Annotated in this window: 8 protein-coding genes; 2 read left to right on the top strand and 6 right to left on the bottom strand. The window is 38.2% G+C overall.

The window, feature by feature from the left end:
- Positions 1-87: 87 nt before the first annotated feature.
- From ppdK to WMO38_RS01635, 3 genes are read right to left on the bottom strand one after another with little or no spacing between them, the layout of a single operon-like run.
- On the bottom strand, positions 88-2946 hold the full coding sequence (gene ppdK, locus WMO38_RS01645; RefSeq protein WP_349161172.1) for a pyruvate, phosphate dikinase: 2859 nt from the start codon (positions 2944-2946) through the stop codon (positions 88-90).
- Between the two features lie 21 nt (positions 2947-2967).
- Positions 2968-3564, bottom strand: coding sequence for a metallophosphoesterase family protein (locus WMO38_RS01640; RefSeq protein WP_349161171.1), 597 nt, complete (start codon positions 3562-3564; stop codon positions 2968-2970).
- Positions 3565-3588: 24 nt separating this feature from the next.
- A complete protein-coding gene (locus WMO38_RS01635; RefSeq protein WP_349161170.1) occupies positions 3589-5514 on the bottom strand; it encodes a BMP family ABC transporter substrate-binding protein in 1926 nt (641 codons plus the stop codon).
- Positions 5515-5695: 181 nt separating this feature from the next.
- On the opposite strand from WMO38_RS01635, the gene WMO38_RS01630 reads away from it, so the two are divergent.
- On the top strand, positions 5696-5875 hold the full coding sequence (locus WMO38_RS01630) for a DUF4250 domain-containing protein (protein WP_186836142.1): 180 nt from the start codon (positions 5696-5698) through the stop codon (positions 5873-5875).
- Positions 5876-5955: 80 nt separating this feature from the next.
- On the opposite strand, the gene clpB is transcribed toward WMO38_RS01630, so the two are convergent.
- Entirely contained in the window at positions 5956-8553 is a 2598-nt protein-coding gene (gene clpB, locus WMO38_RS01625) for an ATP-dependent chaperone ClpB (protein ID WP_349161168.1), read from the bottom strand.
- A 287-nt stretch (positions 8554-8840) separates the two neighbouring features.
- Between clpB and WMO38_RS01620 the strand changes: the two genes are divergently transcribed.
- A complete protein-coding gene (locus WMO38_RS01620) occupies positions 8841-10163 on the top strand; it encodes a sodium-dependent transporter (protein ID WP_349161167.1) in 1323 nt (440 codons plus the stop codon).
- Positions 10164-10189: 26 nt separating this feature from the next.
- Here the strand turns inward: WMO38_RS01620 and WMO38_RS01615 are convergent, their stop codons facing one another.
- Together WMO38_RS01615 and WMO38_RS01610 are read right to left on the bottom strand one after the other, a co-directional pair.
- Complete coding sequence (locus tag WMO38_RS01615) at positions 10190-11482, bottom strand: galactokinase (protein ID WP_349161166.1); 1293 nt, start codon at positions 11480-11482, stop codon at positions 10190-10192.
- A complete protein-coding gene (locus WMO38_RS01610; RefSeq protein ID WP_349161164.1) occupies positions 11463-13859 on the bottom strand; it encodes an alpha-galactosidase in 2397 nt (798 codons plus the stop codon). The genes WMO38_RS01615 and WMO38_RS01610 overlap by 20 nt, the downstream gene beginning before the upstream one ends.
- Between the last annotated feature and the right edge of the window lie 21 nt (positions 13860-13880).

Below are 13880 nucleotides of genomic sequence, written 5' to 3'. Positions count from 1 at the left end.
ACCTGCAATTTTATGCAGGTGCGATTTTTTGTTGGTTATAGGATATCATGACAGTCGCCAAAGCCTTGTTCAATGACAGACTTTTAATTAATTTTTCTTATTTTCTTCATAAGCCTTTCTGCCTTCGGCAACTCCGGCTTTAATTCCGGCAACTGCAGCTTTCGCAACTTCCTTGCCGACTCTTGCAGCTTCTTTTCCTGCCTTGACTGCTTCCTTAGCAACTTCTTTTCCGACCTTGGCAGCCTCTCCTGCTGCCTTTTTAGCTTTTTCCTTAATTTCATCCATATCAATATCGTAACTCTTACATGACTGTCTACACTCCGGATATGTCAGTGCCGCCTGTGCTGCTGCAAGTCTTGCAATAGGAACTCTGAATGGAGAGCAGCTTACATAGTCAAGTCCTGCCTGATGACAGAATTCAATACTTGAAGGGTCTCCGCCATGCTCACCGCATATACCGCATTTCAAATCAGGACGTACACTTCTTCCTTTTTCAACTGCCATTTTTACAAGCTGTCCGACACCGTTTTTGTCAAGACGTGCAAATGGGTCTGATTCATATATCTTATTCTTATAATATGAGTCAAGGAATTTGCCAGCGTCATCTCTTGAAAATCCGAATGTCATCTGCGTAAGGTCATTTGTTCCGAATGAGAAAAATTCAGCCTCACTTGCAATCTCATCTGCAAGAAGTGCAGCTCTTGGAATCTCAATCATTGTTCCGATTTTGTAATGCATATCTGAATTCTTTTCAGCTTTAACAGCCTCTGCAGTATTTACAACAATATCTTTTACAAACTTTAATTCTTTTTTCTCACCTACAAGCGGAATCATAATCTCCGGTACAATATTATATCCTTTTTCTTCATGGACTTCAATTGCTGCTTCCATAACTGCCCTTGTCTGCATTTCGGCAATCTCTGGATATGTCACTGCAAGACGACAGCCTCTGTGTCCCATCATAGGATTAAATTCATGAAGTGCATCACATGTTGCTTTTATCTCATCAACCGAAATATTCATATCTTCGGCAAGTGCCTTAATATCCTCTTCTGCAGTAGGCAGGAATTCATGAAGTGGCGGGTCAAGGTAACGAACCGTCATCGGCTTTCCTTCCAACGCCTCATACATGGCTTTAAAGTCCGCCTTCTGGAAGACGAGAAGTTCATTAAGAGCCTCTTTTCTTCCCTCAACAGTCTTTGAAAGAATCATCTTACGAATCTTAGGTATTCTGTCAGGTTCAAAGAACATATGCTCAGTACGGCACAGTCCGATTCCTTCCGCTCCAAGTTTTACAGCATTGAGCGTATCCTTAGGTGTATCTGCATTTGTGCGGACACCAAGCTCTCTGTACTCATCTGCCCAATTCATAATTCTTTCAAAATTACCGCTTACAGTTGCTTCTACTGTCTTAATGTCGCCCTTATAAATCTTGCCTGTTGTTCCGTCAAGAGAAATATAATCACCCTTGTGGAATTCTTCTCCTCCAAGTGTAAATACTTCTTTTTCTTCATCAATCACAATATCAGAGCATCCTGAAACACAGCATGTTCCCATTCCTCTGGCAACTACAGCAGCATGTGAAGTCATGCCGCCACGCACAGTAAGAATACCCTGTGAAGCATGCATACCTTCTATATCTTCAGGTGATGTCTCAAGTCTTACAAGAATTACACGCTCACCTTTTCCTCCGATACCTTCTTCTTTTGCCTCATCAGCTGTAAATAAAATCTTTCCGGCAGCAGCTCCCGGTGATGCAGGCAATGCCTCACCAACCACATTTCCAGCTTTTAAGGACTCCTCATCAAAAGTCGGATGAAGCAGCTGATCAAGTGACTTTGCATCAATTCTCATAACAGCTTCCTGCGGAGTTATCATATTTTCATCAACCAGATCACATGCTATCTTAATTGCTGCCTGAGCTGTACGCTTGCCATTTCTTGTCTGGAGAAAATACAGCTTACCTTCTTCAATGGTGAATTCCATATCCTGCATATCACGATAATGATTTTCAAGTTTTAATGCAAGTTCCATAAATTGCTTATAACATTCCGGAAGGTCCTCTTCAAGCTTGGAAATCGGCTGTGGTGTACGGACACCTGCGACAACATCCTCGCCTTGTGCATTGATAAGATATTCGCCATATATACCTTTTTCACCCGTAGACGGATTCCTTGTAAATGCAACACCTGTTCCTGATGTCATGCCCTTATTTCCAAATACCATTGTCTGAACATTAACAGCAGTACCCCAGTCACCGGGAATATCATTCATTCTTCTGTATACAATGGCTCTCGGATTATCCCATGAACGGAATACCGCCTTGACAGCTTCTATAAGCTGTTCCTTTGGCTCCTGTGGAAAATCCTGATTTTTATTTTCCTTGTAAACCTGCTTGAATCTTACAATAAGCTCTTTTAAATCATCCTCTGTAAGTTCAGTATCGTACTTTATTCCTCTCTTTTCCTTAATCTCATCAATGATTTTTTCAAAATATGACTTAGGAACTTCCATTACAACATCTGAAAACATCTGGATAAATCTTCTGTAAGAATCGTACGCAAATCTTGCATTTCCGGTCTTTTTAGCAAATCCTTCAACAGATTCATCATTAAGTCCGAGATTAAGAATAGTATCCATCATACCCGGCATTGAAGCTCTTGCACCTGAACGCACTGAAACAAGCAAAGGTTCTTGTGTATCGCCGAACTTCTTACCATTAATCTCCTCCAACCAAGAAACTGCATCAAAAATCTGGTTTACGATTTCTTCCCTGATTTTTCTGCTGCTTGCATAATAATCCGTACAAGCCTCCGTTGTTACAGTAAATCCTTGTGGTATAGGCATTCCAAGGCCTGTCATCTCGGCAAGATTAGCACCTTTTCCGCCGAGCAGATTCCTCATTGAAGCATTTCCTTCTGAAAATTTGTAAACCCATTTTGCCATATAGTGTCCCTCCTTATATTTTTATATGTCTACGTCAATTATATACCTGTCGTAGCCATTTATAACAACTGTATTTTTATATTTGTCCTCTCTCTTAAAACCATTGCTATAACTCTTATGAACATGACCATGTATAAAATATTTTGGCTGATATTCGTCCAATATATCAACAAAAGCGTCAAATCCTTTATGAACATGATCTTCACCATCATTAACTCCGGCCGCCGGTGAATGTGTAAGCAGGATATCAATTCCTTTATGTTTCTTTATTGAAAGCCACATTTTTCTTACCCTCTGTTTCATTTGTGCCTGCGTATACTGATTCTTACCGTTATTATATCTTATAGAACCTCCAAGCCCCATAATACGGACTCCACGGTATACATATATCTTATTTTCAATACAGATGCATCCATCAGGTGGTGCAATCTCATAACAGTCATCATGATTGCCATGGACATAAAGAATAGGCACCTTTGAAAATGAAGCAAGAAATGACAGATATTGCGGTTTTAAATCGCCACAAGACAATATAAGATCAATTCCATCCAGCTTTTCCTTTTCAAAATAATCCCATAAATATTTAGACTCAACATCTGCTAATACAAGTATTCTCATAATCAACTCAATCCCAACTTATGTTTATTCTCTCGTAATTCCCTGACTTACCATTATTGCTCTTGCACTTTCATCAAGCTCATCAATTGCAGGAATATCACCAACTACATTATCAAGAAGCCAATCCATTGTGATAATATCCTCCGGGCTCATCTCATGTCCCTTTTTATTCTGAAGATGTCGGTTCTGGTCATATAACTCATCAGAAAATGGTTCAAATTCATTGTTACAGATAACTTTTCTAAATAGTTCAACCAGTCTTCTTGTCTCTACCGGAACTTTATTAGAACAGATTAAATCAACAACTCCCGATGACATGCCCCACCAGTAATTAAGAGCCCTGCCGCTGTCAGAATCCTCATCTTTCTTCCATGAGCCGCTGAGTATGCTCTGTATAAGCTTTTCATAAAATACACCCCAGTGCCATACAGGCATTGCTATATGCTGTCTGTTGCCGACGCCTTCATTATTATATAATCCAAAACGTCTTGAACCACACTGTGGAGTTATCATATCCTGGTCAGAAATATAGTGAATATCTTCTTTCTTGAATTCTTCTTCAATATTGATACCTTTTACAGACGACCATTTCAGATAAATCTTCGCTCTTGGATTAACAAACTTCGCTCCAAGTGCAAATGCATTAATATTAGCAACTGTACCATAAACAGGATACTGTGCAACATAGCCAATCTTATTCTGTGTTGCCAGTGCTCCTGCAAGAACCCCTGTAAGAAACTTTGCTTCATACATTCTTGCATAATATGTCCTTATATACTTATGCGATGTATTGAGAGAACAGTTAAGAATCTTTACATCCGGATGTGCAATCGCCATCTTTACACTTGCTATAGTCATTGCCGGAGATGTGACAAATATAAGGTCTGCACCATTTTTTATCATCATCTCAATAGCATGCTCATCATCTTTTTCCGGCTTGACATTAGTAATGCTTATCGTCTCTATCTGCTTACCAAATGTATCATCTATATACTGTCTTCCAAGTTCATGTGCATAACACCATTCCGAATCCTGTGGTGTATTTTCATATATAAATCCAACTTTCAGTTTCTTGCTTCCGCTGTCTGGCCTAGGAAGGAGATAACTCAAAATGTTTTTCTTAGGCTCATTTACAGTAGGATCCATCTTTAAATCAACTGCACTGTCTTCTGACAACAATACGAATTCAGCCCATGATTTTGCAACATTCTTTGCCATATCTGACGGTGTCATCTTTTTAACTGTATCATATCCGAAAATGTGAATAAATCTCAGGAATGCGTCTCCTACCGGATAATCAAATCTGTCGCCGCCTCTTGAATCAAAAGCATTCTTAAATGATAAAAAGCATGACACAAAATCTTTTTTGGCATCCTCATCCATCTTTTTATCCGGCTCAATTCCCACAAGCTTCATAAGTGACGGAAAACTTCCCACTTCGCTGAAATATATATCATTGAGCCTTGTGCATTTGTAAAATTCCATAAATTCATAATAAATCTTAACTTCCGGATTATCTGACTTTTTGGGAATCTTTCGTATTACTTCTGCATTGACTGTAACTGCATTAAAATACTTTAATACACTTACACGTTTATTTCCTTCAAGTACATAAAACTTGTTCATATATTCATATACTTTAATCGGGTCTCTTATTCCTTCATTAACCTGGCTGTCACTAAGACTCGCCCATTTTGCAGAAAATTCCGTTCCCCAGTCAAGAAGCGGCATGAAATTGCCCGCAAATGCATTAGTTCTTGAAGCATTACATGTTCCGACAACAAGCCTTAACGGAATCTGGTCAACCGAAAGGCTTACTTCAGAATCAATCTCATCATCTGAAACAAGATTCTCAAGAACCGGAAGATATGGATATGCTCCCTTATTGACACATGCATGATACTCTTTTTTCCCCAGCTTTAAAGCTGACATATAATCCTGAACCGACATAACAATCTCCATTCTTGTGCCAAAATGCACCAAACAAAAAATATAACTCCATACATTGTTAATTGTTTAACTCTTATATTTGTATTATAACAGACCTGTAACTTTTATCAACCAAAATTACTCTTTACTTTTTTCAATAAATGTGCAAATATATTGGAAAACGTCAATAAGGAGAGATACTGTGACTACTTTACCCAAAGACCCTGTAATGCTGCTTTCTTTTACAAATATGCAGCTGAGGGATAATTATTCATCACTTGATGAATTCTGCAAATCATTTATGATAGATAAAAAAGATATAATATCTGCATTAAGTAATATTGATTATGAATATGACAGCCGTACAAATCAGTTTATCTGATTCATACGGCTGTCATTTAATCTACACGTACACACCAAAATCTGTGCTTACACCGGAATTTGGCTGCTGCTGTATTTTTATTATTTCTGTACTTCACCCTTGCTGCGAGCTTCAAGCTTATCTCCGTCAACATCAATCAGTATCGTACCTGTACTGATATTACCTGCAAGAATAAGCTTTGCTGCAAGTGTCTCAACTGTTTTCTGGATATATCTTTTAAGTGGTCTTGCACCATATGTCGGGTCAAATCCATGCGATACAACAAACTCCTTTGCCTCAGGTGTAAGCTCAACCTTTAATTCCTTATCCGCAAGTCGCTTATTTACATCTGCAATAAGCAAATCAACAATATTACCAATATTAGCCTTTGTAAGTGGCTTAAACATTATTATCTCATCAAGACGGTTAAGAAATTCAGGTCTGAAATGTGCCCTCAAATCCTGCATAACAAGATTTTCGGCATCAGGCTTAATCTGACCATTTTCATCAATACCATCAAGAAGATATGTTGAACCGATATTACTTGTCATGATAATAATTGTGTTTTTAAAATCTACCGTTCTGCCCTGTGAATCTGTGATACGTCCATCATCAAGCACCTGTAAAAGCACATTAAATACATCCGGATGAGCTTTTTCAACTTCATCAAAAAGTACAACGGAGTAAGGTTTTCTACGTACTGCCTCTGTAAGCTGGCCACCTTCGTCATATCCTACATATCCAGGAGGTGCTCCTATAAGACGTGATACTGAATACTTCTCCATATACTCGGACATATCAAGTCTTACAATGTTATTTTCATCATCAAATAGGCTCTGAGCCAGTGCCTTTGCAAGTTCTGTCTTACCGACACCAGTAGGTCCCAAAAACATAAATGAACCGATAGGCTTTGTAGGATCTTTTATACCTGCCTTAGAACGAATAATAGCTTCTGTTACTTTTGTAACACCTTCATCCTGTCCTACTACACGCTTGTGAAGTTCATCTTCAAGATGAAGTGTCTTCTGACGCTCTGTTTCAGAAAGTTTTGCAACCGGAATACCTGTCCATCTTGATATAATCTTGGCGATTTCTTCCTCTGTTACACTCTCATGTACAAGGTCAAGATTCTTATTTTTAACCTTTTCTTCTGCATCATTTAACTTCTTCTGCAATGCTGGAAGCTTACCATACTGAAGTTCTGCGGCTTTTTCAAGGTCATAATTTCTCTTTGCCTTTGCTATCTCGTTATTTAACTGGTCTAATTCTTCCTTAATCTTGCTTATGGAATCAACGCTTGCTTTTTCGTTGTCCCATTTTGCTTTCTGCTGGTTAAATTGTGAACGAAGTTCTGACAATTCTTTTTCAAGATTACCCAGACGCTCTTTGCTGAGATTGTCTGTCTCTTTTTTAAGAGCTGCCTCTTCAATTTCAAGCTGCATTATCTTACGCTGCAATTCATCAAGTTCAGCCGGCATTGAATCAAGTTCTGTCTTTATCATTGCACATGCCTCATCGACAAGGTCAATAGCCTTATCAGGCAGGTAACGCTCTGAAATATAACGGTCAGACAATGTTGCAGCAGAAACTAACGCACCATCTGTAATCTTAACACCATGATAAACTTCGTACCTGTCTTTAAGACCACGAAGGATTGATATTGTATCTTCTACTGAAGGTTCATCAACCATAACAGGCTGGAAACGACGTTCAAGTGCAGGGTCTTTTTCAATATACTGACGATGTTCATCAAGCGTTGTCGCACCAATACAGTGAAGCTCACCTCTTGCAAGCATAGGTTTTAACATATTGCCTGCGTCCATAGAACCTTCTGTCTTACCAGCACCTACTATTGTATGGATTTCATCGATGAAAAGAATTATGCTGCCTTCGCTTTTCTTAACCTCATCAAGAACAGCTTTTAATCTCTCCTCAAATTCACCACGATACTTTGCACCTGCTACAAGAGCACCCATATCAAGTGCAAATATCTTCTTATCCTTCAGTCCTTCCGGAACATCACCTCTTACAATTCGCTGTGCCAGTCCTTCGACAACTGCAGTTTTACCTACACCAGGTTCACCGATAAGAACCGGATTGTTCTTTGTCTTTCTTGAAAGGATACGGATTACATTTCTAATCTCATTATCCCTGCCTATTACAGGGTCAAGCTTTCCTTCCTTTGCCTTTTCAACCAAATCCTGTCCGTATTTATTAAGTGTGTCATACGTAGCTTCCGGATTATCGGAATTAACTGACTGATTACCTCTTACTGTTGCAAGAACTGATAAGAACTTATCCCTTGTAATTCCATAAGTTTTAAAAAGTTGTTTAATTGCTTTGTTAGGTGCTGCTATCATTGCAAGCATAAGATGCTCAACTGAAACATATGCATCACCCATTCTTTTTGCCTCATCTTCTGCATTAACAAGAACCTTATTCAAATCATTACTTACATAAAGATTCACATTTCCCGAAACCTTTGTCTTCTGTGAAAGAAGTGTCTCGATATTTTTTATAAATGTGTCCTTATTGATATCCATTTTTTCAATGAGATTTGCAATAAGGCTGTCTTCTATTGTCATAAGGCTGTAAAGAAAATGCTCCTGGTCAATTTCCTGATTGCCATAATCGTAAGCGATTTTCTCACAATTGTTTACTGCTTCAATTGACTTCTGAGTAAATTTGTTTATATTCATAACACAACCTCCTTTGATGTCTGTTTCTTAACTACAAATACGTTATATCACCCATTGTTAGCACTGTCAACAGGTGAGTGCTAATTATTTTATTAAAAAAATATAAACCCGGTATTTATGCCGTTTTACAAGTTTCCATTATTGTATACAAAATTGTCCAATCAACACAATCACAGCCACATTTGAATAATCAAACATTACAATATGTATTTTACATTTACATTAATATGCTGTATAGTAAATACATTGTTTATTAATTAAAAAACATCGGGAGGCTTTTTAACTTTATGAAAAAAAGAGAATCATTTAACAATCAGTGGGGCTTTATACTTGCATGTATAGGCTCTGCAGTCGGAATGGGAAATATATGGATGTTTCCTACCCGCGTTTCCATGTATGGCGGTGGTGCATATCTTCTGTTATACATAATCTTTGTAGCACTTATCGGTTTCACAGGCGTAATCGGTGAGATGAGTTTCGGACGTGCTGCAAAATCAGGTCCTATAGATGCTTTTGGTCTTGCCTGCGAATCAAAAGGAAAAAGAAAGCTCGGCGAAATACTCGGACTTATTCCTGTTCTCGGCTCGCTTGCAATGGCAATCGGATACACCGTGGTAATGGGCTGGATTTTAAAATACATGATTGGCTCATTTACAGGTTCAACATTATCACCTCAGGATACAGCCGATTTTGCCGGAAAATTCGGAAACATGGCATCTTCATTTGGCAATAATTTATGGCAGTTTTTTGCACTTGCAGCAGGCATTGGAATATTAATGTTCGGTGTAGGAAGAGGAATTGAAAAAGCTAACAAATTTATGATGCCTGTATTTTTTGTACTTTTCATTATTCTTGGCATCTATGTATTCTTCCAGTCCGGTTCAGCAGACGGATATAAATACATTTTTACAATAGATACAAAATACTTATTTTCACCAAAGACATGGGTATATGCTCTTGGTCAGGCATTTTTCTCATTATCGGTAGCAGGCAGCGGAACTTTAATTTACGGCTCATACCTTTCTGATAACGAAGACATTCCAAAAGCGGCAGGCAGAGTTGCATTATTTGACACAATCGCCGCAATGCTCGCGGCACTCGTTATTATTCCCGCAATGGCTACAACCGGTGCCAGATTAAATCAGGGCGGTCCGGGACTTTTATTTATATATCTTCCATCACTTTTTAAATCAATGCCTGGTGGTTATATAATTGCAGTTATTTTCTTTGTTGCAGTGTTCTTGGCAGGACTTTCATCTCTTATCAATCTGTATGAAGCACCTGTTGCAACAATTCAGGAAAAATTCAAGTTAAACCGTAAAATATCATGCTCAGTCATTGCAGTATTCGCATTAATAGTATCACTTTGTATACAGGGAATTGTATCCGAATGGATGGATGTGCTTTCAATCTATATCTGCCCTCTCGGAGCAGGACTCGCAGGAATAATGTTCTTCTGGGTTTTAGGTAAGAAATATGTAGAAAATCAGGTGAATCTTGGACGCACAAACAAATTTACAGACAAGTTTTACCCTGTCTGCAAATATATTTATTGTCCTGTCTGTATTCTTGTTTTAATACTCGGAATCGTGTTCGGGGGAATTGGTTAATAAATTTGCATCATGCACACATTTTATCATACCAATTCGACTTTTACGGCACCATAATTTCTTATTGATGCCACATACACATTTCCTTTTCCGAAAATGTGTTCCATATAATCTTTATATGAATAAACATCTTTCACTGGCAGTATGCACATAATTACTCCGGCGAAACCTCCACCATGTACGCGGCACACGCTGTCCGTTCCTTTGAGGAAACGCCTTGTAAGTGTCAATGCCAGTGAAATTTTTTGTTCTGAAGGGTTATTTGGACAGTAACAGTTCTGCAAAAGTTCCCACGAAGATTTTCCTGATTCATCAATCATTCTTTTTATCAAATCAAAATCATCATTGTCAATCGCTTCCGCCATTCTGTCCACACGCTCATTTTCTTCAAAAAAATGTATTGCACGAAGCACGGCTCTGTCACTGTGTAATATCGAACCGGCGTCATTGTAACTATCATGATTTAAAATCACTTTCATTAATTCATCTATATTAGTTTCACACAGACGCTTACATCCAAGCACTTCTGCCACCGAAAACATTTCCTTAGGAATTGCCGAATACTCTTCACTTAAGTCGGCATGTCCTTTTCCTGTATTTACAATAACAAGGCTGTATCCGAATTTTTCAAAGGAAAGATTTTTCTTCGTAAACTTCACTTCATTTTCATCAGAAAAATCCATATATACGGCACCACCGACAGCACATGTTATCTGGTCCATAAGGCCTGACGACTTATGCCAGAACTCATTTTCCGCGTACTGCCCTGCTTTTGCACAGTCATTTTCAGTCATTTTATTATCATTAAACATAAAATTAATAATTGCACATATAAGCATTTCATACGAAGCCGATGAACTTACTCCCGCCGATGGGATAACCTGCGTTGTCACATACGCATCAAAACCGCCCACATCAAATCCATTTTTCATAATATACGTACATATTCCCGCAACAAGCGATCTGCTGCCGTCGTATAAATAGCATACTTTTGCATCTGTATTATAGTTATTAACATAATCAGCGATAGATTTAAGGTCAACTTCAATATATTCATGTCCCTCGCTGTAAATTCTAATAATATCAGTTTCATTTGGAGCCGCTGCCGCAATTGTATCCATATCAATAGCTGCCGCTATCACCCTGCCGCCGTTGTGGTCGGTATGATTTCCTATTATTTCACTGCGTCCCGGTGCTGAAAAAAACTGAATTGTACAATTTCCACCATTTTCATATTCCGTGGCATGTCCGAATTTTTCAATAAATTCTTTTTCCAAATGCTTATATCTTTCATTTGTTTCAAGCGTTATCGTCTGCATTTACTTCCTCCATAAAATACAATCTTGCAGCAAAATCCTGATACAGCCTTACATCTTCACTGTATCCTGTAGCGGAAAAAGACTGTTTTAACTTAACTCCGGCATACATAAGTGTGTCTCCGTAAGCCGTATAATCTTCTGTCTCACCATCCAGTTTTACAAATTTTGAGGCAAGTTCCTGAACAAGAGAGCCCTGCTTTATGTGAACAGGTGAAACCATATTTACAAGCTCCCCAAACTCTTTAATATTATGCTTTAACCTTCTGTTGTAAAAATGATATACAGCATCGTCCTTTAAGCCATTCGCAAAAAAACAGGCGAATTGTGTATTAGGCACGACAAGTTTCTGCATAGTAAACCCGACAGCTTTGCTCATATCCTTTGATGCAACGCACCATGAAGCATTGTTGCCAGCTCCGTTATTAAGCACACCATGATTACGTGAATTTCTGTTATCAAAACATTCTCTGCGGTAAAAAGTACCATACTGTATAACTTCACGCCATTTTTTATACAATTCAATCTGAGCTTTAACTGCCATAAATTCGTCTTTTGGCAAATCACATAGATTAAATTCATATCCGAGATTTCCAAACGCCGCAACAGCAAATCTTGTCTCAAGCGGCATATTTCTTAATGTCTGATGATTAGGACTCGCCGAAACATGTGCTGAAATGCAGCTTAGCGGATAGCCATAACTGTAATTATACTGAATCTGTGTACGACAAAGTGCATCTGTGTTATCGCTTGCCCAGATTTGCGGAAAATAACAAAGAATCCCAAGATCAAACCTGTTACCGCCAGCTGAACAGCCCTCAAATAAAATATCAGGAAATCTTTTTGTAAGCTCTCTCATACAATGGTACAATCCGCATACATATCTGTGTGCCATCTCTCCCTGCCTTTCAGGTGGGAGATTTTTTGAATAATAATCACTGAAAATCCTGTTCATATCCCATTTCACATAGGAAATGTCAGCCGATGAAAAAATATTGCTCATCTGCTCTATTATGTAATCCTGAACCTCAGTATTTGAAAGGTCAAGAATTCTCTGGTTTCTGCCTTCTGAATGTGGTTTTTCAGGAATATCAACAACCCACTCCGGATGTTTTTCATATAACCGGCTCTTAACATTAACCATCTCAGGCTCAACCCATATTCCAAAGTCAAGCCCTAGTGCTTTGATTTTATCCGCAATCTCCCTAATGCCACCGGGAAGTTTCTTTTCATTCGGTGTCCAGTCCCCAAGCGATGACGTATCATCATTTCTTTCGCCAAACCAGCCATCATCCATTACAAAAAGCTCGACGCCGGCTTCTTTTCCGGCTTTTGCAAGTCTTAAAAGCTTTTTCTCATTAATATTAAAGTATGCTGCCTCCCAGCTGTTCAACAATATGGGACGCACTCTATTTTTCCATTTGCCGCGTACAATATGATTATTTACAAAATCATGCATATTATGGCTCATTGAATTAAATCCAGCATATCCATAAGTCATAACTGCCTCAGGAGTTTCAAAACTTTCTCCGACACTGATTTTATAGGAAAATAATGACGGATTAATCCCTGTTACAATTCTTAACTTTCCATAAGAATTAACCTGTGCTGCCTCATAATGATTGCCGCTGTAAATAAGATTAAATCCAAAACACTCTCCGAAATTCTCCGATGTATTATGTCTTGCAATCATAACAAACGGATTTGCACGGTTTGATGATGTTCCCGTAACTGATTCATTGACATATTTTCCAGCCTCTAGGCTGATAATATTCCTATTCATCTCTCTTATCCATGCACCATTAAAAGACGAAAGTTCATAATCAGAATCATTAAAATCCAGCTGCATACTCATAAGACGGTTTAATCTGACATCATCTGTACTCTCATTTATAAACTTTGCACTTCTTGTAATAACATTACATTTTTCATATACATAATAGTGTAATTCCAGCTTCAGATTATAATTTGAATCTTTTAAAATAACTGTAAGATGTCCGACATTTCCATCTTCATCATACGAGCCAGGAAGCGTTTCTGATTCTTCTTTTCCCAATGTAATCTTAGAACTTTCAAATAAAAAATCAGACGTACTACTTCCGTCAGCATGGCTTACTTCTATAAACGGCTCCCTTATATCACCCTTTCCCCATGAAGACATTTCAAGGCACATATCCTCAAGTGAAAAATTATTAAAATCAGGACTGTATATATTAGTATTTCCGGGTATGCTAACATGTTTTTCGCAAAGAACCTGTGCATCCGCATGAATTTTTCTTCCATAATACAGATGCTGTAAATGTCCGCTCTCGCACTCCCTGAATATATATGATGTATTATCTGTATCAAGCTTATAAATGCCATTTTGTGCAGTAATCATAATTTATCCATCCTTATAAGT

Source organism: Lachnospira hominis (ex Hitch et al. 2025) (genome assembly GCF_040096395.1).
Classification (GTDB): Bacteria; Bacillota; Clostridia; order Lachnospirales; family Lachnospiraceae; genus Lachnospira; species Lachnospira hominis.
The sequence above is the reverse complement of the archived record's forward strand: the minus strand, read 5'-3'. Positions and strand labels throughout refer to the sequence as shown.

Bases quoted from the DNA above. Each gene is read 5' to 3' on its own strand.
- ppdK (WP_349161172.1), bottom strand. From the start codon at position 2,946: ATGGCAAAATGGGTTTACAAATTTTCAGAAGGAAATGCTTCAATGAGG.
- WMO38_RS01640 (WP_349161171.1), bottom strand. From the start codon at position 3,564: ATGAGAATACTTGTATTAGCAGATGTTGAGTCTAAATATTTATGGGAT.
- WMO38_RS01635 (WP_349161170.1), bottom strand. From the start codon at position 5,514: ATGTCGGTTCAGGATTATATGTCAGCTTTAAAGCTGGGGAAAAAAGAG.
- clpB (WP_349161168.1), bottom strand. From the start codon at position 8,553: ATGAATATAAACAAATTTACTCAGAAGTCAATTGAAGCAGTAAACAAT.
- WMO38_RS01620 (WP_349161167.1), top strand. From the start codon at position 8,841: ATGAAAAAAAGAGAATCATTTAACAATCAGTGGGGCTTTATACTTGCA.
- WMO38_RS01615 (WP_349161166.1), bottom strand. From the start codon at position 11,482: ATGCAGACGATAACGCTTGAAACAAATGAAAGATATAAGCATTTGGAA.
- WMO38_RS01610 (WP_349161164.1), bottom strand. From the start codon at position 13,859: ATGATTACTGCACAAAATGGCATTTATAAGCTTGATACAGATAATACA.